At 44.4% G+C, this 23,643-nt stretch carries 22 protein-coding genes and 1 pseudogene; 9 read left to right on the forward strand and 14 right to left on the reverse strand.

Going from position 1 to position 23,643, the window contains the following annotated elements; all coding sequences use genetic code 11:
* Positions 1–179: 179 nt before the first annotated feature.
* Positions 180–395, reverse strand: a complete 216-nt coding sequence (locus CTT31_RS23415; RefSeq protein ID WP_233525271.1) for a heavy-metal-associated domain-containing protein — start codon at positions 393–395, stop codon at positions 180–182.
* A 172-nt stretch (positions 396–567) separates the two neighbouring features.
* On the opposite strand from CTT31_RS23415, the gene CTT31_RS23420 reads away from it, so the two are divergent.
* Positions 568–2,946, forward strand: a complete 2,379-nt coding sequence (locus CTT31_RS23420) for a heavy metal translocating P-type ATPase (RefSeq protein ID WP_260492683.1) — start codon at positions 568–570, stop codon at positions 2,944–2,946.
* 5 nt (positions 2,947–2,951) lie between these two features.
* Positions 2,952–3,362, forward strand: coding sequence for a Cu(I)-responsive transcriptional regulator (cueR, locus tag CTT31_RS23425; RefSeq protein WP_010369762.1), 411 nt, complete (start codon positions 2,952–2,954; stop codon positions 3,360–3,362).
* A 78-nt stretch (positions 3,363–3,440) separates the two neighbouring features.
* Here the strand turns inward: cueR and CTT31_RS23430 are convergent, their stop codons facing one another.
* From CTT31_RS23430 to CTT31_RS23440, 3 genes are read right to left on the reverse strand one after another with little or no spacing between them, the layout of a single operon-like run.
* A complete protein-coding gene (locus CTT31_RS23430; RefSeq protein WP_211856512.1) occupies positions 3,441–4,736 on the reverse strand; it encodes a pyridoxal phosphate-dependent aminotransferase in 1,296 nt (431 codons plus the stop codon).
* A 49-nt stretch (positions 4,737–4,785) separates the two neighbouring features.
* The gene (locus CTT31_RS23435) at positions 4,786–5,994 is read right to left on the reverse strand and encodes a cysteine desulfurase family protein (protein WP_260492684.1); all 1,209 of its coding nucleotides are present in this window, start codon (positions 5,992–5,994) and stop codon (positions 4,786–4,788) included.
* 58 nt (positions 5,995–6,052) lie between these two features.
* Complete coding sequence (locus CTT31_RS23440; protein WP_211856508.1) at positions 6,053–6,913, reverse strand: hypothetical protein; 861 nt, start codon at positions 6,911–6,913, stop codon at positions 6,053–6,055.
* 625 nt (positions 6,914–7,538) lie between these two features.
* Between CTT31_RS23440 and CTT31_RS23445 the strand changes: the two genes are divergently transcribed.
* From CTT31_RS23445 to CTT31_RS23455, 3 genes are read left to right on the forward strand one after another with little or no spacing between them, the layout of a single operon-like run.
* A complete protein-coding gene (locus tag CTT31_RS23445; protein WP_260492685.1) occupies positions 7,539–9,413 on the forward strand; it encodes a flavin monoamine oxidase family protein in 1,875 nt (624 codons plus the stop codon).
* Positions 9,400–11,163, forward strand: coding sequence for an alpha-keto acid decarboxylase family protein (locus CTT31_RS23450; protein WP_211856506.1), 1,764 nt, complete (start codon positions 9,400–9,402; stop codon positions 11,161–11,163). The genes CTT31_RS23445 and CTT31_RS23450 overlap by 14 nt, the downstream gene beginning before the upstream one ends.
* Complete coding sequence (locus CTT31_RS23455; protein ID WP_039496634.1) at positions 11,156–12,931, forward strand: FAD-binding oxidoreductase; 1,776 nt, start codon at positions 11,156–11,158, stop codon at positions 12,929–12,931. The genes CTT31_RS23450 and CTT31_RS23455 overlap by 8 nt, the downstream gene beginning before the upstream one ends.
* A gap of 500 nt (positions 12,932–13,431) precedes the next feature.
* Here the strand turns inward: CTT31_RS23455 and CTT31_RS23460 are convergent, their stop codons facing one another.
* The 6 genes from CTT31_RS23460 to CTT31_RS23485 all read right to left on the reverse strand — a co-directional run bounded on the left by CTT31_RS23460 (position 13,432) and on the right by CTT31_RS23485 (position 17,341).
* The gene (locus CTT31_RS23460) at positions 13,432–13,809 is read right to left on the reverse strand and encodes a hypothetical protein (protein ID WP_260492686.1); all 378 of its coding nucleotides are present in this window, start codon (positions 13,807–13,809) and stop codon (positions 13,432–13,434) included.
* 140 nt (positions 13,810–13,949) lie between these two features.
* On the reverse strand, positions 13,950–14,507 hold the full coding sequence (locus tag CTT31_RS23465; protein WP_211856504.1) for a hypothetical protein: 558 nt from the start codon (positions 14,505–14,507) through the stop codon (positions 13,950–13,952).
* Positions 14,508–14,559: 52 nt separating this feature from the next.
* Entirely contained in the window at positions 14,560–15,003 is a 444-nt protein-coding gene (locus CTT31_RS23470; RefSeq protein ID WP_211856503.1) for a DUF2000 domain-containing protein, read from the reverse strand.
* A gap of 99 nt (positions 15,004–15,102) precedes the next feature.
* Entirely contained in the window at positions 15,103–16,116 is a 1,014-nt protein-coding gene (locus tag CTT31_RS23475) for a DUF5924 family protein (RefSeq protein WP_211857484.1), read from the reverse strand.
* 71 nt (positions 16,117–16,187) lie between these two features.
* Positions 16,188–16,769 (reverse strand): FMN-binding negative transcriptional regulator, encoded by a 582-nt coding sequence (locus CTT31_RS23480; RefSeq protein ID WP_211856501.1) that lies wholly within the window; start codon positions 16,767–16,769, stop codon positions 16,188–16,190.
* Complete coding sequence (locus CTT31_RS23485; protein WP_211856500.1) at positions 16,766–17,341, reverse strand: GNAT family N-acetyltransferase; 576 nt, start codon at positions 17,339–17,341, stop codon at positions 16,766–16,768. Before CTT31_RS23485 ends, CTT31_RS23480 begins: the two co-directional genes overlap by 4 nt.
* Before the next feature lie 95 nt (positions 17,342–17,436).
* Between CTT31_RS23485 and pdxR the strand changes: the two genes are divergently transcribed.
* Genes pdxR through CTT31_RS23500 form a run of 3 tightly spaced genes read left to right on the forward strand, consistent with a single transcriptional unit; the run spans position 17,437 to position 19,626 of the window.
* Positions 17,437–18,894, forward strand: a complete 1,458-nt coding sequence (pdxR, locus tag CTT31_RS23490; RefSeq protein WP_211856499.1) for a MocR-like pyridoxine biosynthesis transcription factor PdxR — start codon at positions 17,437–17,439, stop codon at positions 18,892–18,894.
* Positions 18,887–19,204 (forward strand): RNA-binding protein, encoded by a 318-nt coding sequence (locus CTT31_RS23495; protein WP_211856498.1) that lies wholly within the window; start codon positions 18,887–18,889, stop codon positions 19,202–19,204. The genes pdxR and CTT31_RS23495 overlap by 8 nt, the downstream gene beginning before the upstream one ends.
* Before the next feature lie 17 nt (positions 19,205–19,221).
* A complete protein-coding gene (locus CTT31_RS23500) occupies positions 19,222–19,626 on the forward strand; it encodes a lysozyme inhibitor LprI family protein (protein ID WP_211856497.1) in 405 nt (134 codons plus the stop codon).
* A gap of 70 nt (positions 19,627–19,696) precedes the next feature.
* Here CTT31_RS23500 and CTT31_RS23505 read toward each other — a convergent pair whose 3' ends face one another.
* The gene (locus tag CTT31_RS23505; protein WP_211856496.1) at positions 19,697–20,386 is read right to left on the reverse strand and encodes a DUF4386 family protein; all 690 of its coding nucleotides are present in this window, start codon (positions 20,384–20,386) and stop codon (positions 19,697–19,699) included.
* 161 nt (positions 20,387–20,547) lie between these two features.
* Positions 20,548–21,687 carry a S8 family serine peptidase gene (locus CTT31_RS23510; RefSeq protein ID WP_069022850.1) on the reverse strand — a complete coding sequence of 380 codons (1,140 nt, stop codon included), beginning with the start codon at positions 21,685–21,687 and terminating at the stop codon, positions 20,548–20,550.
* A gap of 249 nt (positions 21,688–21,936) precedes the next feature.
* Between CTT31_RS23510 and CTT31_RS23515 the strand changes: the two genes are divergently transcribed.
* A complete protein-coding gene (locus CTT31_RS23515; RefSeq protein WP_260492687.1) occupies positions 21,937–22,104 on the forward strand; it encodes a hypothetical protein in 168 nt (55 codons plus the stop codon).
* Positions 22,105–22,277: 173 nt separating this feature from the next.
* Here the strand turns inward: CTT31_RS23515 and CTT31_RS23520 are convergent, their stop codons facing one another.
* The gene (locus CTT31_RS23520) at positions 22,278–23,249 is read right to left on the reverse strand and encodes a transposase (protein WP_260492688.1); all 972 of its coding nucleotides are present in this window, start codon (positions 23,247–23,249) and stop codon (positions 22,278–22,280) included.
* A 94-nt stretch (positions 23,250–23,343) separates the two neighbouring features.
* Positions 23,344–23,529: pseudogene (locus CTT31_RS23525) on the reverse strand (transposase family protein); the annotation flags it as partial.
* Positions 23,530–23,643: the final 114 nt, after the last annotated feature.

Below are 23,643 nucleotides of genomic sequence, written 5' to 3' on the forward strand. Positions count from 1 at the left end.
CAAACGGCGTAATTGTTCCGCATTGTCTGCGCTTTGTCAAAGTGTGAATTATTGTGAGCGTTTATTAACGTGAGCTGTATAAAACAAGTGCGAGTGGCAATGAAGGTGGAAGTGAGTGGATAAACCACCTTACTAATGCAAAGTGGTTTGGGTCGACTTGGATTGATAAGTTCTGGGAGTTAGGCAAAGCTTTCGTTGATGAGTTCTGCGTTATAGCCTGCATTACGAATAATAGCGATAACCTCGTCTTCTCCTTTGGTGCTTGAAATTTCAACGATTTTATCGTCTAGGCGGACATTCACTTGCGCTTGGCTATCAGCCGCTTGCATTGCTTCTGTGATTGCTTTTACACAGTGACCACAGACCATTTTTTCTACTCTTAGTCTTAACATCATTATTTCCTTTGTGGATTAAAGTGCTTGCACTGTGAAGCTTCCCTTGATGGTAAGGTCAACTACTATTTAACAATAAGCTTCTGTTAGATGAATGAACAATTTTATTTGACCTTACCATTAGGGTAAGGGTTAGTGTCCAAAAATGAGAGTTAACGCGTTTGCGGAGATAGAAATGGACAAGGTAATAAAATTTAATGTATCGGGCATGACATGCGCCTCGTGCGTTGGCCGAGTTGAGAAAGCCTTAGAGAAAGTGTCTGGCGTTGTCAGCGCCAGTGTTAACTTAGCCTTGGAAGCGGTGTCTGTTGAAGGCAGTGCGGAAGTATCGGCGTTGGTGAGTGCGGTTAAAGATGCTGGCTACAAGGTCAATACCAGTGAAGTGCAATATCAAGTTAAAGGCATGACTTGCGCGTCTTGTGTGAGCCGAGTGGAAAAGGCGGCGCAAGCATTACCGCAGGTAATTAAAGCCGAGGTCAATTTAGCGACTGAAAAGCTAACCTTAACTTTAGTGGCAGAATTACCGTTCGCTGAAATAGAAGCCAAGCTTAACGACGCCGGTTACACTGTGGTACAGCCACAAGCTGACTCGGATGAGTTAAGCGAACAAGTGACCGCAACTCCCTTTTATCGCGCTGATTGGTTCCCTGCAGTGGCGTCACTGACGCTCACCTTACCTATGGTGTTACCCATGTTTGCCATGTTGTTTAACCAAAACTGGATGCTCCCGGCGTGGATGCAATGGGCACTGGCAACACCTGTTCAGTTTTATTTTGGTGCGCGTTTTTATCGTGCCGGGTGGGGAGCAATAAAAGCGGGGACGGGGAATATGGATTTGCTGGTGGCCATCGGTACCAGTGCAGCGTATGGCCTGTCGCTTTATTTGTGGTGGACATTCAGCGGTGAGCATGGCGCTCCACATTTATACTTTGAAAGCAGCAGTGCCGTGTTGAGTTTGGTGCTGTTAGGTAAGTATCTTGAACATCGAGCCAAGCGACGTACAACCAGCGCCCTTAAAGCGCTTGAAAGCTTAAGGCCAACATCGGCTATGGTCTGGCGTGATAACAGTTGGCAAGAAGTCCCAGCTGGGGCAGTAAAAAGCGGCGAACGACTACTGATCAAACCTGGTGAGCGTATACCGGTTGACGGCGTTGTAGTTGAAGGTCACTCACAGGTAGATGAAGCGCTTATCAGCGGTGAAAGCGTACCTGTTTATAAAGCACAAACAGATAAAGTTACTGGTGGTTCGGTGAATCTTGATGGCGTGCTTGAAGTGGATGCAACCAGTGTTGGCGCGGAATCAACGCTGGCAAAAATTATTCGTTTGGTAGAACAAGCACAAGGCGCGAAAGCACCAGTGCAAGCGTTGGTGGATAAAGTGAGTGCGGTATTTGTACCAGCGGTATTGGTGATTGCACTCATTACATTTTTTGCATGGGGGCTCAGCACAGGAGATTGGCCAACAGGTATTCTGAATGCGGTGGCTGTTCTTGTTATTGCTTGCCCCTGTGCGCTTGGTTTAGCAACACCTGCCGCGATTATGGCAGGCACTGGCACTGCCGCGCGTTATGGGATCTTAGTAAAGGATGCTGGTGCATTGGAGCAAGCAACTGCCATCGATATGGTGATTTTTGATAAAACGGGCACGCTTACGGTGGGCAAACCAGAGCTTAGCAATATGCACACTTTTACGTATCATCAAGACGACGTGTTACAGCTGGCGGCATCGTTACAGCAATACAGCGAACACCCGCTTGCCAAGGCTGTGGTAAACAAAGCACAAGAAAAGCAATTGTCATTACTTCCTGTAAGCGACTTTAAAGTGGTTGCGGGTAGAGGCGTTAAAGCACAATACCAAGATAAAACAGTCTATTTGGGGAGCGGTTTTTGGATGCAAGAGTTAGGCTTAACTTTGCCTGCGCTACCAGAAGATATACCGGGCGCTTCTTTATCTTGGTTAGTGAGCCAAAATAGTGAACTGAGCTGCGAGTTTTTGGCGCTATTCTACTTTACTGACGAGCTTAAAGCTCATGCCTATACAGCGGTCAAACAGCTTAAGCAGCAAGGGATCAAAGTTGCAATGTTGACCGGAGACAGCCAAAGTAGTGCACAGTACAATGCTAAGTTGCTAGAACTGGACGATTATAAAGCGCAAGTTCTGCCAGAGCACAAAGCTGAGTATATTGCTAATGCCCAACAGCAAGGTTACTGTGTGGCAATGGTTGGCGACGGGATCAATGACGCCCCAGCGCTGGCACAGGCTGATCTTGGTATCGCAATGGCTACCGGTACGGAAGTGGCGGTAAGCGCGTCGGCAATGACGCTGATGCGTGGCGAGCCAAGCTTAGTGGCATCTGCTTTAGCGATGGCAAAATTAACCTATCGCAAAATCAAGCAAAATCTATTTTGGGCATTTATCTTTAATGTCATTGGCATTCCATTGGCAGCACTGGGTTACCTTAACCCTATTTTTGCAGGTGCGGCGATGGCGGCCAGTAGTTTACTAGTCATTAGCAATGCGTTGTTATTGCAACGTTGGCAACCAAAGGAGTAAACGTCATGGAAAAACTGATCACAATCGGCGAAGCCGCGCAGCGTACTGGGCTCTCGGCAAAGATGATCCGCCATTATGAAGCAAGCGGGTTACTAAAGTGCAGCAAACGAAGTGAAGCGGGTTACCGGCTGTACGACTCGCAACAATTACAATTGCTAGGTGTGATAAAGCAAGCACGAAAATTGGGGTTTCCTATTGCGCAGATCCAATCTTTACTCGATTTGTTACAAAACCCAGACCGTACTAGCCGTGAAGTCAAATCGATAGCGCAGCATCATTTGAATGAGATTGAGCATAAAATCAATGAACTTCAGCAAATGCGTGAGACCTTGAAACAGCTGTCGGACAACTGTAGTGGTGACGAAAATGCAAACTGTCCAATTTTAGATGGGCTTTGCCAAAATAGCCTAAAGTAGCCGAAGGTTAGAATAGCCAAACGTTAAAAAGCCAGTCTTCAATGATGAAGACTGGCTTTTTTGTTGTGTAGAATAGCGCTAAGCTTCGAGTAATAGTTTTGACTCGGTTAGTGCGAGCAGTGCAGTTTGTAACCTTGGCAGCGCCGCTTCAATTTCACTCGGTGAAATCGTACAAACGGCAGCGCGATACCAAAGCTGTGACGCTTTAGAACGACAGCCGAAACTGGCAAATGGCACCAGTGCTAATCCTGCGCTATCAATTAAATACCGACTGACTTGATCTGCATTTTCGAGTACGTTTCCATCGGGGGTTTCCATATTGATGGCGTCGATCTTCAAGGTCATATAAATGCCGGCATTTGGTATAAATGAATCGATTGCTATGCCTGCGCCTTTCATATCCTGAACACCCTGATGCAGTACCGCCATTGAGGTTAGTATTTTTTCTTTAAAGCCGGCTAAATAGCTTTGTAGATAGGCTTCATTTTGAAATAACACCGCGGTGGCAAGTTGCTCTGCCGTTGGAGCCATTGCACCTATATGTTCTTGGAACACCTGCATTTTTGCTATCACTTCGTGTGGGCCTGTCGCCCACCCAACTCGAATGCCTGTTGCGGCAAAAGCTTTGGTGCCAGCATCAACCACAATTAAGTAAGGCTTGATATCTGGGCAAAGCGACGCCGGATGATAATGCTCAACCTCTTGCATTGTCAGCATCCAGTACACTTGGTCGTAGATAACGTAGAGTGGTTTGGCGTTTATCGCTCTGCGGCGCGCGTTTTCTGCCACAACCATGTCGCAGATTTCACTGAGATGTTGCTTTGAAAACATGGAGCCATTAGGGTTTTGTGGTGAGCATAAGGTGATAAGGCGCGCATCAGATATATGCGCTTGAAGCTGTTCCGCTGTAGGTAAAAACTGATTTGCTTCGCTGGTTTCAATTGGCACGTGCTTGCCACCACACATGGTGGTGTAAAACATGTTATTCCAAGAAGGCACAGGGTAGATCACCTTGTCTTCTGCGCTCACTGTGGCGAGCATCGCAGAATACAGCAAAGGTCTTGCACCGCCAGAGATCAGCATCTCCGTATCTGGGTTGTAGCTGACGTTAAAGCGCTTTTTAGTTTGTTTTGCTACCTCATCGCGAAGTGATAACACCCCCTCAAGCGGGGGATAATCGTTATGCTTGTTCTCGTAGGCTTGCTGGATCTGTGCGGTAAGGTAGTCGGGCATCGGAAATTGTTGCGTGTCAAAATCTCCAATGATCAAATCACAAATTTCTTTCCCCTTTGCAAGCTGCTCCTGCACGTAAAACTCAAGGTGAATAATGTCCGAGTAATCAAGTGCATTGGCTAAATTTGATAGGTTTTCCATTGTTATATTTTTCTCCTTAAGTATTTATTCTGGAATAATTTAGTACTATTTAAACGAGTAAAGTTAGCGCTGCGACTTCTCTAACTTTGTTGAGTGCGAAGTCAATTTCGGCTTCTGTAGTATGCCTGCCTAGGCTAAAGCGGATGGTTGCCTGTGCCAGTTCATCCGATAGCCCAAGAGCGGTTAATACGTGGCTTGGCGATAGATTGCTTGACGAACAAGCTGAACCGGTACTGACTGAAATGCTTTTCTTTAATAGGCTCAGCATTTTTTTACCGTCGGTGTCATGAAAAGAGACGTTACAAACATGGGGGAGTCTTTCTTCGCTCATGCCATTGACTTGCACCTGTTGTAGCTCCAATAAACCATCTTCTAGCTTGTCTCTTAGCTGCTCAACTTTGTCAATTGCGCCATTGCTCAGTTCTCGCTGGGCAAGTTCTACAGCCTTGGCAAAACCAACAATGCCAGGCACATTTAACGTGCCACCGCGTAGTCCTTGCTCGCTTCCACCACCGGTGATCTGCGGTCTAATATCAACCACTCTATTGCCATGCTGATGTCTTAAGTACAGGCCGCCAACCCCTTTAGGGCCATAAATTTTGTGTGCCGAGCAAGTTAAAATATCAATAGGGCAAGTGGTCAGATTAATATCGACCTTGCCTAGCGCTTGTGTGGCGTCAGACATAAATAGAATGCCATGTTGCTTTGCAATAAAGGCAATGTCGTCGATTGGATTAATGGTGCCGATTTCGTTATTTGCGTACATCACGGTGATTAAAATCGTTTCAGGCGTGATTGCGGCCTTCATTGCGTCAATATCAAAGCTGCCATCTGGTAGCGGCTCAAGATAAGATACGCGAGCGCCTTCCTGTTCTAGATCTCTAAGTGTTGCAAGCGTCGCTGGGTGCTCAATCGATGAGGTAATAATGTGTTTGCCTTTGTGATTACAAGCACGAAACACGCCGCGGATCCCTAAGTTGTTGCTTTCAGTCGCACCAGAAGTAAAGATAAAATTTTCAGGTTGTGCGCCAAGGGCATCTGCAATTTTTTCACGCGCTTGTTCGACCGCTTTATGGGCGTTCCAGCCATGTAAACCATACATGCTCGCAGCATTACCAAAGTCGTTACAAAAGTAAGGTAGCATGGCTTGTAACACAGCTTCGTCGCACGGTGTTGTGGCGTTATGGTCTAAATAGATAGGAAAGCGTAGCGACGCTTCCGTGGTGGACTTACTCTCTAGTGCTGTAATGAGTGACATAAAAAATCTCCGTATAAAATTGGGGCAACAGTCAAATTGAAGCGGATAAATGCGTGCGTTACGCTTCGCAAGCTTCGGCTTGGGTGCTGGTTTGGGTGTTAATGGAATAATCTTCCATATCAAAGTCAGACAAGAAGATATTGGAGATCTTAACGATATTGTCGCCAAGGCTTTCGTCTTGTAGGAAAAGTCCTAATGCTACTTCAGTACCGTTCACGACTTTGTGAAAGTCATCCATTTCAGAGAAGTCCATAATGTGGAATACCCCTGCTTGAGGGTTCATTTTCAGTGCTTTTTGGTATGTGTCTTTATAGTGCTGTGCCATGATAAGCGGGCATTTTGCAGTCCATATATCCTTATCTTTTGATTCAGCTAAAACGATGTCTACTCCCTTACTGTTTTCGAATAGAATTTTAGTTACACCGTTGCTCGTTGCGAGTGACAATTGTGGGAAACTTGCTAAATCTTGCGAGATGATTTTACGTAAAGATTGGATCCCACGGTTTTTACAATTGCGCTCACCTTGAAGTACTAAACGGTCGCGTTTTACAATGCTGTAATCACTTAATACGGCTTCTAGCTCGTCAGGTAATGGCGCAAGCCCTTGGCTGTCGGTGGTCATTGCTGGGGATGCAGAAATATCACAAGACTCACTACCGCACTGTAAGCCCAGATCGTCTATCAACACGCCAAGCACCACTTTAAGTTTTTTCTTGTGCTCTAGAATCGCGTTGTTAGCAACATTTAACACCTTTACCATTGAATCTATTGAGAATTCGGTAGCGGAATAACGCGGATCAAAATGCCCACCTTCTAGATAAAAGGCGGAGACAGTCGGGTAGTGTTCAGCGACATCCATACGGATCATCTCTAGGAGTTTTTGCTCTACTTCTCCAACCATTTTTTCTTTTAATTTCATTTCGTTAGTCTCTATCTGTAGTTGTGTTAAAGGTGTTTAATACCTTTGAGTAACGGCCTAATTAGTTTGTTTACCGACAAGCATGTGCCAAAGCGGTAACGCACGAAGTAATTAATTTCCATGCCCTACTAACAAAGTGAGGTTAATAAAAAGTCAACTTCACCTTAAGGATGAATCTGCCAAGTTAAATAACTGTAAAGATTGCCACGGTGGTAAGGTCAATGTTTGTTTGCGTAAAAATTGAGTTTTTTAGAAGTTTTTTTGTGAAACTTTCATTTCAATTGTTTTAATCGAGTCAGCGCTAATTGGTGAAAAAGAAAACCAAAATCATGCTAAGTGACTTGTTTAATTAATAAACATCTTTTAGGCGGAATAAGAAGTAAGTAGGACTATGCGGATTTCTTGACCGAGTTGAGTCATTGCCGTTTGCACGGCATTTGCGTTAATCAAAATAAATGCGATTAGCTAAGCTAAAACATTGGGTTACATATCTATGTTGATTTAGTGAAAAGTGGTTTTTGTAGTTGCTGTAATGTCTCTGTAATCTGTTGTAACTCGGTGTAATAGATAAAATCACGACCCTTAAATATGCTTTTAAAGTAATAGCTTAAAGGAGCATATTAAAATGAATAAAGAACTAGATATTGCCATTGTGGGTGGCGGTGTATCGGGTGTATATAGTGCATGGCGCCTTCAACAAGAGCTTGGTGATACACATCGCATAGGCTTATTTGAATATAGCGATCGTATCGGTGGTCGTTTGTACAGTCGCACGCTACCGGGGTTGCCCAACGTTGTGGCTGAGCTTGGTGGAATGCGCTTTATTCCTGAGGATCATGTGATGGTGAGTACGCTGGTGGATGAGCTAAAACTCCAAACCAAAGACTTCCCAATGGGCTCAAAGCTGCCGTTATACCCTTCAAATGCAGAAAGCTCCCCTGAAGCAGGTAGTGAAAACAACCTCTTTTACCTGCGAGGGCAATATTTTAGATATCGTGATTTCGCCGAGTGTCCAGATAAAATCCCATACCAGCTTGAAGAAACAGAGCGAGGCTATGGACCGGAAGATCTTCAAGTTAAAGTCATGAACCTCATCTGCCCGGGGTTTGCCGACATGTCTCTTGCAGAGCAGATGAAAGTCAAAGTGTTTGGCAAGGAAATTTGGCGCTTTGGCTTTTGGAACTTGCTTGAGCATGTGTTGAGTAACGAAGCATACCTTTTTATGAAAGAAGCGGGGGGCTACGATGCCAATGTGGCGAATGCCAGTGCGGTTACTCAGTTGCCTGCCACTGAATATAGCGATGATACGGTATTTAAGACCCTAAAAGATGGTTTTCAGGCGTTACCGCTGAAGTTATGTGAAGAGTTTGCAGCGGCACCGGGCTGCCTTGACCGCTGTAAGCGCGTTAATATGTTGCATCGACTTGCAAAAATTGAGCTGCATGATTGTGGCGAGTATCGTTATCAACTCACTTTTCAACCAACACAAGTGAATAGCAGTGGGAAAGTGGTTGATAAAGATGCTCCAGCGTACAGCGTTAAAGTGAAGCGGCTTATTTTGGCTATGCCAAGGCGCTCGCTTGAGCTAATTGAATCGCCGTTCTTTGACGACCCTTGGTTGAAAGAAAACATTCCATCTGTGCTTATCCAAAAGGCGATTAAGATGTTTATGGCATACGAGCAACCTTGGTGGCGCAGTTTGGGCCTTGTTGCTGGTCGCTCTGTCACTGACTTACCAATCCGTCAAACTTATTACATGGGCACGGAATGCGATCAAAAAGAATGCCTTGAATACGAGACCAACGAAAAAGGCGAACAGGTATGTAAAGTAGAGCACTCCTATGGTGAGCCCAATACCAACTCGCTGCTAATGGCTTCTTACAATGATATTGGCACTATTCCTTACTGGAAAGGTTTAGAAAAGGGCGAGCATTACCAAGGCTATATGCCAGCCTATGGTGCACAAGGTTATACCGAAAATGAGATAGTACCTAAAAACCAGTATCAAATTACCACCGGGATGGTTGAAGCGGCACATCGCCAAATTCAAGCGTTACATAATCAAAAAGCGCTCCCAATGCCATATTCTGCAATCTACCAAGAATGGGGAGATGACCCTTATGGCGGTGGCTGGCATGAGTGGAAAGCCAATTATCGTCTCGATGAGATCATGTGCAGAATGCGTCACCCGGTTGCGAGTGAAGAAATCTATATTGTTGGCGAAGCATACTCCTATGAACAAGGCTGGGTAGAAGGGGCGTTAAATACGGCTGAATCAACATTGGCTGAGTTCTTTGATTTACCAACGCCTAATTGGTTATCCAAAGACAAAGCCCAGTATGAACAGTGGCTTGAGTCACACCACAACTACTTACCAGTAGATTGCCGTAAAGGTGGCTGCTCGTGTCAGCATTCAGCGCAACAGCCAAATGCCAATTCAGACACGCTAGACGAAGTCACTGAGTTCGCTTATCGAGGTATTAATCATGAGTACCGCTAATTTTACGGTTGCTGACCATTTACTGTGGCGGTTAAAGCAGTTGGGCCTTGATAAGGTGTTTCAAGTGCCTGGTGACTATGTGCAAGAATTTATGACTGCTCTTGATAACTTTCCTGGTATTGACGCTATAGGTGATGTAACCGAGCTAGGGGCAGGCTATGCGGCGGAAGGATATGCAAGATACCGTGGAATTGGCGCGGTGTCGGTGCAATACGGCGTTGGCACGTTCAGTGTGTTAAACGCCATCGCCGGCGCTTATGTCGAGCGTAGTCCTGTTGTCGTTATATCGGCAAGCCCATCGGCTGAAAACCGTGTAGATATTGAAGAAACAGGCGTGTTATTTCATCACTCTACCGGTGACTATAGCGCTGATAAAAAGGTGTTTGCAAATGTCACTGTCGCCAGTGAAATTCTTTCGGACCCTGCTTCTGCTCCTGAGATTATTGATAATGCGTTACGCCTTGCCATGAGTGAAAAGCGGCCTATTTATCTAGAAGCATGGCAAAACGTGTGGGGCGCAGCTTGTGATAAACCAGATGGCCATTTAGTGATCCCAAAACCGGCTTCTAATCCTGCGATGATGGCAAGTTTACTCGATAAAGTAATCAACCGACTCAAAGAGGCTGAGAAGCCATTGGTATTATTAGGCATTGAGATCACGCGGCTTGGCATACAAAGGGAAGTTGAGAGCTTGCTCTGTACTCTCAATATTCCGTATACCACGACCACGCTAGCCAAATCAGTATTAAGTGAGGCGCAAGGGCTTGGGAAGGAGTTGTTTGTTGGCACCTATGCGGGTGAAGCATCATGGCCTGAAACGTTTGATTTTGTTAGTAAACGAGATTGCATTTTAGCGTTGGGCGCGATATTCACCGACGATTACCTGACCATGTTAAAAACGCAAGGTAACGAATTGATCCGCGTGAATATGGGCAAAGCAAGAATTGGTAACTGCGAGCGTTTTAGTGGTATCGATTTAGCACAGTTTATTGATGATTTAACGGTGTATATTGAGCATTACCCGATGCAGCATCGTGCGCTTTGCTCGTTGCCGGAAAACCCCTATTTGATAAGTCCCGTACAAGATTGCGATACCATCAGCTACGAAAACTTCTTTTGCACATACCAAAAGCAGCTAGCTCAATGCCAAAAGGTGCGTGACTTCAACCTTATTTTAGGTGAAAGCTCTTCGCTTTATATGGCGGCTCGTTTAACTGGTATTGATGAAAGTCGCTTTATTAGTGACGCTGCTTGGGGGTCGTTAGGTCATGAAACCGGATGTTCACTCGGCACAGCCTTGGCTGACAATCGGCGTAGTGTAGTGGTTGCCGGCGACGGTGGGTTTATGATGATGTGTCAAACACTGTCTACCATTAGCCATAACAAACTCAATACTGCAGTGTTTGTAATGAGTAACCAAGTGTATGCAATTGAGCAGTCGTTCGTTGATATCTGTGCGTTTACTCCTGCGGGCGCATTTGCACCATTTGATGATCTGCATCGTTGGGACTATAAATCATTAGCGAATGCGTATTTTGTCGAATATTTGAATGTAGAGACCGTCGCGGATCTAAATGGGGTTTTTGCTGCGCTTCATGAAAACCCATGTAAGCCATATCTCATTAAAGTCAATATTGATAAAAAAGATCTCGCACCGGCGATACAAGATCTCGCCGAAGCCATTACGGGTAACAAAGTGGACGACTGTCCATGTGGAAATAGCACAGCGCAAGGAAACAACAATGCCTAAACAATCCAATAAACCAATCCCTGAATCTCAGTTAGAAGAAGCACAAAAGCGTATCGACCGCTATTGGCGCGCGACACAAGGATTTATACTCGCGTTAGAAAGCAAGCATGGCTTTTCTGCAAAGCAGTTGCTTACTTTATTGCCAACGGGGGGGACTTCGATGGAGCGCTTTAGAGAATATCAAGCTAAAGCGCTTATCTTTAACACACGGTTTCAGTTTTCGCCCTCGGTGATTGTGATGTGTAATAACACCGATGATGTAATGCGCGCCTATCAAGAGGCGATAGCGTTTAACTTACCCATTCGGGTGCGCTCTGGCGGCCATGATCACGAAGGGGAGTGTAGCGGCACAGATGTGGTGCTACTGGATTTAAGCGGTTTAAAAGACTTCTCCATTGAGAAAGAAGGCGATGACTATATCGCTCATATTGGTTCTGGATATCGCTTTTATCAATTAGTCCCAAAGCTTGCAGAATCTGGTTATAAAGATATTCCGCCGTTAACCATTCCGCACGGCACTTGCGCCACGGTTGGGTTAGCTGGGTATATTCAAGGCGGTGGTTGGGGCCCGTGGACGCGAGCAAAAGGGATGTGCTGTGAGTCACTCGTTGGTGCGACTGTTATTTTGCAAGATGGCTCGAGAGTTGAGGTATCTGAAACTGAAAACGAAGATATCTTATGGGCGCTACGCGGAGGCGGGGCGTTAAGTTATGGAATAGTGACGGAGTTTAGAGTTAAAGCTTTTGAGCTACCTGATGAAATCCACCGCTTTGAAATTAACTGGAATAATGAGGCGGTTGGCTCTACAGACTTAGCAACTTGGCAGCTGCTCAGCCAGTGGGAAGATGCGATTAACGATACGGGAAAGGATACCGAGAACTTAGTTGGTACTAACCTAAAAATCAACGCCATACCAGATGTTAGCGAGTGTAAAAAATCATCTGGTTACGAAAAAGCGTTAGCGCACCCAAGCACTATGTACGGCTATTGGCAAGGCTCCGAAAAGGCGCTGGTTCAGTTTGCTAAGCAGTATTTTCCTGCTGCTAAAGTGCAGGTGACGGGCACGGACACCAAGCAGAATTATAGTGAAGCATTGATGTCTGACTGGTCACGAAACTCCTTGGCTAATCTCAAAAAACTGGGATTAAAAGGAACGTTAGCTGCAAGCCTTGATGGGGAACCATTTACACCAGATTTTGATGCCCCAGCGCCACACAAGATCACCTCAAAGCTAGTGCGTGAGTCTGGCCTTACTGAACAAGGCAAGTTGGCGCTATTGCGTTCACTCACATCGCCTTTACTGTTTGCACAAAATGCCCCACTTGGACTATTTAGTTACGTCACTTTAGGAGCCATTTCGGGTAAGTTTTATGCCAATGATACGTGTGATGATGCTAAGAAGCGTGTTGCCTTTCCTTATACTACTGCGCAGTACACCATTCAATACCAAACTTGGTGGAATACCGAGTTAAAATACGACGGCAGTTACGACAGCAAACGCCTTGGTCAAGCAAATCCAGTATACCGCTATGTAAACCGTGCACTTGATTGGATTGAAGTTAGCCGCGACACCACTATTGAAGGGGCATACGGCGCGTTTATCAGCTTTAAAGACGCATCCATCCCGACGAAGACCTACTTCCAAGAGAATTATGAAAAACTCATTGAAATCAAAGAGGAGCATTCGGGTTTCACAGTTAAATTAGACTGTGGTAAAAAGGTTTACGTTAACTTTAATCGCCTAAGAACCCGTAAGACAATTATTTAACAGTGTTAAATACGAAGAGCAAAAAGCCAGTATCGGCTTTTTGCTTGGTTTCACCTTGAGGTAGGAGATGTTTTACACAGCGACTTTGTTATTTTTATATTGAATTTTTGGCTGGTGAGATGAGGGGGGGGGGTCTTCATCAAAAATTCGTTGGAAAACATAAACTGCTCGGCGAGTGAATCGCCTCCTACACACGTATTTACGCTACACAGTAGGAGCTGTTTTACACAGCGATCTTGTTGTTTTTATATTGAATTTTTGGCTGGTGAGATGAGGGGATTTCTTCATCAAAAATTCGTTGGAAAACATAAACTGCTCGGCGAGTGAATCGCCTCCTACACGCCTATTTACGCTACGTAGTAGGAGCTGTTTTACACAGCGATCTTGTTGTTTTTATATTGGATTTTTGGCTGGTGAGATGAGGGGATTTCTTCATTAAAAATTCGTTGGAAAACATAAACTGCTCGGCGAGTGAATCGCCTCCTACAAGTATGACTTCACTACCGAGTAGGAGCTGTTTTACACAGCGATCTTGTTGTTTTTATATTGGATTTTTGGCCGGTGAGATGAGGGAATTTCTTCATCAAAAATTCGTTGGAAAACATAAACTGCTCGGCGAATGAATCGCCTCCTACAAGCATGACTTCACTACAGGGAGGAGCTGTTTCACACAGCGATCTTGTTGTTTTTATATTGGATTTTTGGCCGGTGAGATGAGGGAATTTCTTCATCAAAAATTCGTTGGAAAACATAAACTGCTCGGCGAATGAATCGCCTCCTACAAGCATGACTTCACTACAGGGAGGAGCTGTTTCACACAGCGATCTTGTTGTTTTTATATTGAATTTTTGGCTGGTGAGATGAGGGGATTTCTTCATCAAAAATTCGTTGGAAAATATAAACCCTCGGCGGGTAAATCGCCTCCTACAAGCCTATTTACGCTACGCAGTAGGAGCTGTTTTACACAGTGATCTTGTCGCTTTTATCATGTGCTTTACGCTGCGGCCTTGAAAGCATTTTAAATATCTAACACCACCACTTCCATTTGGTCTTGCGCATCATAAGGCTGGATCTGCATTTTTATTTGGCTCTCAGAAAGCAACTCCAGCTGACCTTCTGCGGCTTTGTATTTGCTATGAACGACCTTTACCGCATGAAGACCAAACCCGATTTCTCGCTCTAAGCGTAAAACCAAACCATATGAGGTGGTGGCACCACCGTTGGTTCGGTAAAGTACATAGCTATCGTCATTGATGTTTAGTCGATTAAGTTCGGCAAAGGAGTTGTCAACGCCGCTTCGTTTGATCTCGGAATAATCACCAGCGGCAAAGATAAATACGATGAAACTCGGCACTGCTGCGGCCAAAGCGACTAAGAAGCCAGACACTTTGAGTAACTTGGTGTGTCGAAATAACGACCACAGCAACACAGAAGCGGGTAAGATGATGGCCAGTATCATAACGAAAAGGTAATTATGCTGAGGAGCCGCAAATCTTAATTCCCAAGGCAAATTACTCATATTTAGGGTGACTAGTAACACAACAATGACCAGCGCAATACTTGAAAGCAGTTTCATCTATTAAACCTAAATTACAACCAAATCAGTAAGACCGAAAATAAACCTATTACTATTTAAACAAACTGAATTTCCCAGTAAATTCTTTAAGCTCTGTGCTATCGCCAAACATGCAAATGCCAAAGTACTCTAAGTCTTGTTCTGGTGTTTCAGCGGTGGCGCTTACTTGCTGTTCGGATGTGCCAACAATCATGGTATCTGTAAAATCGGTAAAGGGGATGTTCCGAGCCTCAAGCTCTGCTCGCACTTTTCTGATTTTATTACTATTATCCGCTTTAAGCACAATAAAAGGGTAGTGCGAAATCGATGGGTGAATGCCGCCATCTTTGTCTTGATACGGTAAAAAACAGAGCTCATCGGTATTACCAATTTGGTCAATGAGCCCAGCGGTCATATGGCCAATCGCATTAAAAAGCCGACCAAGTTCAACTTTCTTATTGAGCACAGCAACAAATCGCTTCGAGTTTTCGTCTGGTAAAACGGAAAAATCAGTCATAGATTTCCTTGAGTTAAAAAAGAGGCGCTTAACCATATCATAATAAAGCGATCACCGCGCTTCGGTGTCGATAATTGATTGTAATTCCTTAAAACTTTCCTAAGGAGAGACAGTAAATTTTGTAAGGCCAATCAGTTGTCCTGAATTGGTGACAACATGCACCTCCCACTTACCTGTTGAGTCGGCGGGAAAGTTGGTTTTATGGCTCCAAGCACGATAGCCTTCCTCGCGTCCACCGCTAATATTTAAGGGGATTCGGTCAACGACTTGTTTGTTGTGTACCCACACGTGAAAGATCTTTTCGTTTAGTCCCCGTGGTGCTTTTACCGCGCTCCAACTGTATAAGCCTTGTTCGTGAAGCGAGTGGGTATCGAGGTGTTGGATACTATTCATCGGTTTTCGTTGTTGCCTATCAACCTCATAAGCCAGTGCTATATCGGTGAGTCGTAAGGCCGCCGGGGGAACCCAGCTACGTAACTGCCACAAACCAGCGCTAAGTGTACTTAGCAGCAGAGCCAATAAGGGAAAACGCCACCATCTTGCGTGTGGCATAACATTGCCAAGACTCGGTAGGGTAAGAATAATAGCGGTGACTAGCGCTATTTGTATACTTTGGTCAGTTGTCAGGTTAAGCAAAATCGGTAGCGTAACTGAAATCACAACAAACAAAGCAAAATTGTGGAATACCATAAACAGCACATTGTGCCGGGCTAGCTTTTTGTAATATATCGGGTCTACAACGGAGATAAACGCGCAGAGTGCAATTAAGCAGGTAAACGCGGCCTGTGGATGATTCCATGTCGTGGCAGCCAAGAAAAAAGGCAGTGCGAAGAATAGGCTTTCCTGTTGCACCATTTGTAGGGCAAAGCGCATAAAGTTGGGTGACAACACAATACCAAAACGTTGCTCCACTTGGTCGCGAAGCCAGTTATCAATAATAAGCCACAGCCAACTGGTGAGTAAAAGCAGAGCGATGATCTGTGAAAACGACTCTTTCCGTTCAACCAAAATAAAGCTTGCTATACCGCTACAAAAAGCTAGCACAGCCATCAGGCCGGGCCACTTTTGCATCATCAAAATAAATTTTGTTATTAGGTTTTTGAAATAACGCATTGAGATAGAAATTGCTTGCTGGTCTTTAAGATTCAAGCACTTCAACCATGAATGCAGTATGAGTTTAGCAATTAACACACATAACTGGCTAACATTGGTTTGGATGGCGTTAAATGTATTTTGATTTTTTCGCGAATATCACTCGACTGGTTTTGGCTTAACTTAAAAGCGCCATGCATCGTATTGATTTTAATCTTGAAAAAGTTAATGGCGTTAAACAGCGATTGGCGTTGATTGGCAGGCACGCTATCAAGCTGCCAATCACTATTTGAAAACTGCTCAAAATGCGTTATTTGCGCTTGCATTGACGCGTATTTTTCATCGTCAGTAGTAATAAGCGCGAGTTCACCTTCAACTATCACATTTGCGTACAACCACGTGGGGAGCTTAATGTCAGAGATAACTGCGGGTGAGAGGTAATGATCTTCACAGTGGAAAACTGCTTGAATAACACCGTCCGCGTGGAAAATTGGGTTATCTTTTGTAGCGTGTCCAAGTAAATAAGCATGGTCATCACTTAATGTTAGCGGTACAAAAACGGTGTTTATCTTGCCTTCCTGTATCACCGTCAGCGTAGCCAGCGGGTGTTTTGTGATCACAGATCTGAGTATGTTCGGATTGCTTTCAACGTAGTAATTTCTTGGGTAACTCATAACTTTTCCTCCAACCTCGCTTTCACTTCAGGCCACATCTCGTCGGTGATGGCAAATCGTGCCGTATTACGATAACTTCCGTCAGGCAGGCGTCTATCTTTTAACGACAAGCCTTCAAAATGGGCACCTAGGCGTGCGATGGCATTACGAGACTTATGATTACATTCATGCGTTTGAAATTGCACACGTACCAATCCAATCGCTTCAAAGGCATATTTGAGCAACAGGTATTTGGCGTGGGTATTAACATGCGTGCGTTGAAATTCAGTACCAATAAAAGTGTGGCCGATTTCGGCACTTAGGTTGAGTTTATCAAGTCTAAACAAGCGGCTATTACCAGCCAGTTTACCTGAGTCTTTATCAATGATTGCAACAACCAGTTGTTCGCTTTCGTCAAACTGCGCAGAGCCGTAAAACCATTGCTCTATGGTTTTTTGATCGCGACAATAATTATTAAATACCCATTTCCAGATCTCAGTTTTTTTGCCTCGAGCCAATAACTCAGGTAAATGCGCGGCTTCAAGTGGGATGAGCTTAACGCGATTGGATTCTAGCGTTTGTTTTGAAAACATCAATATTTCATTCATTCTGTGTTTTAATGCTTGCATATTGCGCTGATTTTGGTTGATATAAAACAACCAGATTTAATAATTTAATTAGACCAGTTTTGATTTCTATTAGCCCAGAAATACAGTCTCAAGATGCTAAGCATAAACGCTTAGCAGATGTTTTACGCTGCGCCATTACTGAGGGTAAGCTCACACCCGGTGACAAACTTCCTTCCGCCCGAAAGCTGGCTGAGTTACATGGTATGAACCGGCACACTGTGATGAATGCCCTACAAAATCTGGTAGCTGAAGGCTGGCTGGTGGTTAAAGAGCGTAGCGGCTATCGAGTCAATACTGAATTGCCTATTTTCAGTAGCCAACAGATAACTTCAGAGGTGCCTTCTACACCACAAATCGTACCGCAATTTGCTAAAACATTGGCACCAGTGAGCAGCACTAAGCGTACGGCCTACCGCTATAGTTTTGCAGGGGGCTTACCAGATCTTCATGCCTTTCCCTATGATGAGTTTAAGCGGTTTTTGGTAAAGGCGTGTCGCAAAACCAATGTCAGTCATTTTCACTATTCAGACATTGCGGGGTGCGAGTTACTGAAATCCCAAATTCAGGCGTATTTGCGCCGAGCAAGGGGGCTAGTATGTGATGACTTGCTGATTTGTAATGGCTCCCAAGAAGCGCTTTTTTTGGTGGCAAACGCATTTATTAATCCAGGTGATGGTGTTGCCATCGAAATGCTTGGCTATCCACCTGCGCGGCATACTTTTACCAATGCAGGTGCTGAAATTTTTGCTTTAGCACAAGACGCAGAAGGCATTAAAGTGGAGGCCTTGGCACGCTGCCTTGAACAAAATAAGGTGAAGTTGCTGTACTTAACTCCTCTACATCAATATCCAACTACAGTGACTTTATCTGTACCGAGGCGCATGGCGATTTATCAGCTGTGCCAGCAGTATGGCGTGTTTATTATTGAAGACGATTACGACCATGAGTTTCATTATCTCTGCCCGCCGTTGCAGCCTATGGCGGCAAGCGACCCAAGTGGTATTGTGATTTATATTTCTACCTTCTCAAAAATCATGTTTGCCGGTGCTCGTGTGGGCTATATGAGTGCACGGGCAGATGTGCTCGCGCAATTGGTGGCACGTAAACAGCTACTTAATCACAAAAATGATGCCCTTACCCAGTTGGCTGTGGCTTACTGGATGGAAGAGGGCGGATTTGAGCGCCATTTACGCCGCATGACCAAAGCCTATCAAGTACGCCATCAGGCGATGGGGCAGCACCTTAGCGAGCTTAAAGCCAAATTAGATATCGACTTTGAAATGCCACAAGGCGGCATGGCGTATTGGGTAAACAGCAAACGCGACGTCTCGAGATTATCCGAAAAGGCGCTTGAAAAAGGGATTTACGTACAATGTGAGCCTGAATTTACCCTCGATAAGGCTAGTAGTTTAAGTCATATTCGCTTAGGCTTTGCGGCGCAAGAAGTCGAGCATCAGCAAGCTGGGCTGAGTGAGTTATTTGCTTTGGTCGCAGAGCTGGAGAAAAATCATGAATAAGCAACAAGCACTGGCCGAATTTGTTACATTCGGCCCACACAAAGCGCAGGCGTTAAATATCCTATTGAGCGATAACAGTGCAGTATCGCTTGCTATTAGCAAGGCGATGTTAAGTGTGGTATTGGCAAAATATCTCAGTGGTGAAATCGACGAAGATGACCTCGAAAATTGGGCTGGGTTTATTGAACTGCGTGACGAGGTTGACTGCACCTTGATAGATGATTACCTCTATGCGTTGAATAATCCAGAGCTGATGGGTGGAATTAACCTCGATTCCATCGGTAATATGCTGAAACTCATTAAAGGTTAAACACAAAAGGAAATACCATGAGACTAATAGCTGCCGCATTGTTTTTATTACATAGCCAAATCACGTTGGCGGGAGGAGATGTGTGTGAAAATCCTATCTCAACCATAGACATCAACGAGTGTGCAATGAGCGAGCTTAACGTCAGAACTGAAACACTTGAACGTTACTACCAAAAAAGCCTTGAGCATAATGCCTTTGATGAGCAACTGGTGGAAGCGATTAAAGCTTCGCAGTTGGCGTGGCAAAGCTATCTCGATGCACACTGTGGCGCGGTATATACCCAATGGCGAGAAGGTACTATTCGTGGTGTGATGGCACTCGAATGTCGTAAGGAGTTAGTTAAAACCAGAACCCATACTCTTTGGGCTAACTTTTTGACTTATATGGATAGTACGCCTCCTGTGCTGCCAGAACCTGAGTAAACGCGTGGTTTTGGCGATAACTTTTCAATCGCCTCTTGGGGATATTATTCCTGCAGTGGTTGTGCCTAACTTAGTCGGGAGCGACCACTGATGATGTCTTATTCCTCAATAGCATCACGCCTAATCCAATAAACCATAGGATTTGTCCGAGACCAAATATAGCCGTAGTAATCTCAAAAAATGGGTTCTTGGCAAGGAAAGATAAACCTGAAAATAAAGTTAAAACCCCTGCTAGACTCACAAGCAAACCCCAATAATGAAGCAGTGGGCTAAATATTTTATGTTTGAGACCGACGCAACTGATTGTAAGCACCCAAATCGCGCCAACCAATTCAATGCCACCGCCAAGTGCATCTACCACTATCGAAACGGTGCGATTGATCGTTAATGCAAGCGCCGGATCCATCTCATGAAATTTTGCAATCGCTTCAATGCTGGTTAAAAAAACCATGGTACTGGCAAGGACAATCGCCGCCCAAATATAGCCCACAATGCTAGCAAACTTCATACAGTCAGGTGACATTGTGTGAAAGCGTTGATGAATTGCTTGCACCAACACAATCAGGGAAAAACTGAAAATAATCCCAATAACGATATAACCAAGAAAAAAGGTATCGCGATTTTGCACAAAAAAATCTAGATAAAGCGTTGGCGTATTGTGCTCACTAGAGTCCAACACCCCAAAAAATAAAACAAAACCAAATAAATAAGTCGCCGCTTCTGTGAGTGCTGCGACACCTCCCCATTTTTGTAATGACATAGCGATTCCAGTTAATTTGATTGTTATTGTTGTGCTCAGTTTAGCAACATATTAAGGGTCAGCTCCAGAATAGGGCGTGTTTATTTGTAACAATAGTTTATTGAGCAGGGAAGGGGATTCGGAAGAGGAGAAGAGCACCACTAGGTGCTCTCTAAGCCATATTAAAGATGAACGATGCTATCTGCATTGCCATCAGGATCGTTCGATGCTTTACCATCAGTACCTGGGTTACCATTTCGCATCATGATCACAGCACAGGCCGCAGGTGAAGCCATTGAAGTGCCTGACATCGTTGTTGTTCCACCACCATTTTTCAGTGATAAAATGCCAACACCAGGAGCTGCATAGTCTACAGGTGGGTTGCCATAGTTTGAAAAGCTTGCAAAACGGTCATTTGAATCGGTCGCTGAAATAGTGAATACACGGTTGTGTGAAGCACTAGCTGGAGATACATTTGCCGCGTGCTGGCTTTCGTTACCAGCGGCTACCACAAAGAAAGCACCAGATTGTTGAGCTGCGCTTTCAACAGCATCATTTAGCTCTTGGTTGAAGCCGCCACCCAAGCTCATATTTGCGCAGTCGCCAGGACTTGCATTGACCGCAACGTGATCGACACCAGCTAAAACACCTGACCAGCTGCCTGAGCCACGAGCATCTAACACTTTTACTGGAACTACAGTGGTGCCCGCTGCAACACCCACTACATCAATATCGTTATCGAGCGCGCCAATCGTACCCGCTACGTGTGTGCCGTGACCGTTGCCGTCGTCCATACCTGCATTTCTACCGCTAGAAAAAGCAGAGAAACCGCGGCTTGCGTCAACGTTTAAATCTTGATGATCTAAGTCGATACCAGTATCAATCACCCAAGCGGTATAACCGTTGCCATTCACAGGACCGCCAACACGCGTTACGCTCCAAGGTGTTGTTTGTGGGTTACTACCACCACCTGGTTTTCCCTTTGCTTTTGCCGGGCTTGCATACACTTTACCATCGGGAGTAAAGCGCATCACATCGCTATTTCCTGCAAACGCGGATTTAGCTTTGTCACAGCTCATGTTCACGGCCATGCCTTTAATGGTATTTTTATAGACATGTTTCGCTTGTGCATTCGCTTTTGCGACCATGCCACGCGCTTTACCTTCAACATCAAACTTTGAAACATCATCTTTAAAACGCACGATGCAGGTATTCGCAATTTCGGCATCCACGGCTGCTCCTTGATACGTTGCATCTTGTGCAAAAACGGTAGTAGCACCAAACGTCGACATGATGGACAAAGTAAGTAGTGTTTTTTTCATCTTATTGTTCCTATTTATAATTATTTTAAAATTAACCTTTGAAACAGGTTGGTAACAAAGTTAGCTGTATATTAATGATTGTCAAAGGTAGAACGAAAAAAATATCTACTTTTTCCTATTTAGGTGCATAAATGAGTAGTATTTTGATTTTAACTTATCCAATCAAGTTGAGTTTATGCGCTGTATTGGAGTGGGTGTGTTGTTAGTATTGGGCTGCATTCTAGTACTTAACTTGAGATTGGATGAAGAATGAGCAAACTTATTGTATTTAAAATTTGCCTTAATCACCCGCAGCTCAGATTACTTAATACATTAATGAATGGGGGGATTGGAAAGGAAAAAATAAAAGAAAAAATAAGTGACACCCACCACCTTGAAAAAATAAGTGACACCCACCACCTTAAACATCCAAGCTAAGGAGGTGAAGTAAAAAATATGAAAGCACTTCCATCACTTCGGTCAAAAACGTTTATCGATTGGTTGTTTTTTAGCACTCAGCATATCTCTACATCAAAACTGAGCTATCGCGCACGACAAAGCGCTGCAAATACATCAGTAAGAAAATTCTAGAATTGAGAATGTGAGTTTTGCTAAGCTAGCAAGTGCTCGCAGTTTGTTAGGTTTGTCCGTCGTCGTTTTTGCAGTGTTTCGCAGTAAGCGGTTATTGTTCGCTCTCGGCCCACTGCACCATGAAATACCTGAGAAAATTGCGTAGTGAGTTTTATCCAGTTCTCAGGCTCTATATTTAATCGAGTAAGAATGGGTTGAAACTCAAAGATATAGCCTCGTTTGTCGGCGCGGATACATTGGCCTGTGAGTTCAACTAATTCAATATAGGATTTGAGTTCAAAAGGTAGGCCTTTTGGCATATGTTTTCGTGGGCTGCCAGCAAAACGTAGTAGGCTTTTTGGCTGTTTTCCCAGCTTTGCATGTCCTATGCGTTTTTTGATGCTGGTGTAGTCAGAGGTTTCAGGCGTTGCGGTAATTTTGGCTCTAATAGGGTTTAAGTCTACGTAAGCGAGACAAGCAGCCAGTGCTGCTTCATCCAGTAATGCTTGGGATTTGAATCGTCCTTCCCAAAATCGGCCTGTACAATTATCTTCTTTGTTTGCTCTACGGGCGATGTCTTCGTTAAGCACTCGCATAAACCAGCTAATATCTGCGAGTCTTTCTCTGTACTCATCAACCAGCTCGTCGAATATCAATTGTTCCGACTCATTGAGTGGTTCACCTTCAATAAACTTTTGGCTTATCCAATTACCCTTAAACAACTTGTGCCATCTTATCACAATCGCTTCATCCGACATCCGCTTAGCCTTTTTATCATCAACATATAAAACAATGTGAGTGTGATTACTCATCACAGCATAAGCACAGATATCAATACAAAACACAGACCCCAACATCAGGAGCTTTTCTTCAACCCAATCTCGGCGGTGCTCATATGATTTTCCGGTAAATTTATCTTCACCGCACAGAAAGGCGCGCCTTACGCAACGGGAGATACAGTGGTAGTATTTGGTGTCGGTTAAACTGATTTGTCTTTTACGGGCAGTTGCCATAGTTTGGTTTCTTCAATCCTTTGAGTGCAGAGTTAAAGCTTAGGTGATATCTTTAGAAGGTGCAAATTAGTGGTGGGTATTAGCGATTTGGTGTTCTAAATGCTCGGAACTGCCTGAGCGAGGGCAGTTTACTGTGCCCGAACACCTCGAGATCTTTCCAGCCTTCACAACCAGATAAAACTGCCGAGATGATAAGAAATAAAACATCAGCAAGATCATGATGTAGATTGATAGAAGGATACTTATCTTCAACAAGTTCAAGGTGGCTAAATAACGACATAATTAACAAGTAGATAGTGATAATGTGGGCGTTATTAGATCAGAAAAAGACTGGGTGTTAAAGCCTTTTTACAAAGTGCGATCCTGCCGTGATTATTCCACATCTTTCTATGAT

The organism is Pseudoalteromonas maricaloris, assembly GCF_024746855.1.
Classification (GTDB): Bacteria; Pseudomonadota; Gammaproteobacteria; order Enterobacterales; family Alteromonadaceae; genus Pseudoalteromonas; species Pseudoalteromonas maricaloris.

Excerpts from the sequence above, each read along its gene's own strand:
- CTT31_RS23440 (WP_211856508.1), bottom strand. The coding sequence starts at position 6,913 with ATGAAATTAAAAGAAAAAATGGTTGGAGAAGTAGAGCAAAAACTCCTA.
- CTT31_RS23515 (WP_260492687.1), top strand. The coding sequence starts at position 21,937 with ATGAGCAAACTTATTGTATTTAAAATTTGCCTTAATCACCCGCAGCTC.
- CTT31_RS23465 (WP_211856504.1), bottom strand. The coding sequence starts at position 14,507 with ATGAAACTGCTTTCAAGTATTGCGCTGGTCATTGTTGTGTTACTAGTC.
- CTT31_RS23505 (WP_211856496.1), bottom strand. The coding sequence starts at position 20,386 with ATGTCATTACAAAAATGGGGAGGTGTCGCAGCACTCACAGAAGCGGCG.
- CTT31_RS23460 (WP_260492686.1), bottom strand. The coding sequence starts at position 13,809 with ATGAAGAAATCCCCTCATCTCACCAGCCAAAAATTCAATATAAAAACA.
- CTT31_RS23445 (WP_260492685.1), top strand. The coding sequence starts at position 7,539 with ATGAATAAAGAACTAGATATTGCCATTGTGGGTGGCGGTGTATCGGGT.
- CTT31_RS23510 (WP_069022850.1), bottom strand. The coding sequence starts at position 21,687 with ATGAAAAAAACACTACTTACTTTGTCCATCATGTCGACGTTTGGTGCT.
- CTT31_RS23500 (WP_211856497.1), top strand. The coding sequence starts at position 19,222 with ATGAGACTAATAGCTGCCGCATTGTTTTTATTACATAGCCAAATCACG.
- CTT31_RS23520 (WP_260492688.1), bottom strand. The coding sequence starts at position 23,249 with ATGGCAACTGCCCGTAAAAGACAAATCAGTTTAACCGACACCAAATAC.
- cueR (WP_010369762.1), top strand. The coding sequence starts at position 2,952 with ATGGAAAAACTGATCACAATCGGCGAAGCCGCGCAGCGTACTGGGCTC.
- CTT31_RS23475 (WP_211857484.1), bottom strand. The coding sequence starts at position 16,116 with ATGCGTTATTTCAAAAACCTAATAACAAAATTTATTTTGATGATGCAA.
- CTT31_RS23450 (WP_211856506.1), top strand. The coding sequence starts at position 9,400 with ATGAGTACCGCTAATTTTACGGTTGCTGACCATTTACTGTGGCGGTTA.
- CTT31_RS23415 (WP_233525271.1), bottom strand. The coding sequence starts at position 395 with ATGATGTTAAGACTAAGAGTAGAAAAAATGGTCTGTGGTCACTGTGTA.
- CTT31_RS23420 (WP_260492683.1), top strand. The coding sequence starts at position 568 with ATGGACAAGGTAATAAAATTTAATGTATCGGGCATGACATGCGCCTCG.
- CTT31_RS23480 (WP_211856501.1), bottom strand. The coding sequence starts at position 16,769 with ATGAGTTACCCAAGAAATTACTACGTTGAAAGCAATCCGAACATACTC.
- CTT31_RS23430 (WP_211856512.1), bottom strand. The coding sequence starts at position 4,736 with ATGGAAAACCTATCAAATTTAGCCAATGCACTTGATTACTCGGACATT.
- CTT31_RS23485 (WP_211856500.1), bottom strand. The coding sequence starts at position 17,341 with ATGTTTTCAAAACAAACGCTAGAATCCAATCGCGTTAAGCTCATCCCA.
- CTT31_RS23435 (WP_260492684.1), bottom strand. The coding sequence starts at position 5,994 with ATGTCACTCATTACAGCACTAGAGAGTAAGTCCACCACGGAAGCGTCG.
- CTT31_RS23470 (WP_211856503.1), bottom strand. The coding sequence starts at position 15,003 with ATGACTGATTTTTCCGTTTTACCAGACGAAAACTCGAAGCGATTTGTT.
- CTT31_RS23455 (WP_039496634.1), top strand. The coding sequence starts at position 11,156 with ATGCCTAAACAATCCAATAAACCAATCCCTGAATCTCAGTTAGAAGAA.
- CTT31_RS23495 (WP_211856498.1), top strand. The coding sequence starts at position 18,887 with ATGAATAAGCAACAAGCACTGGCCGAATTTGTTACATTCGGCCCACAC.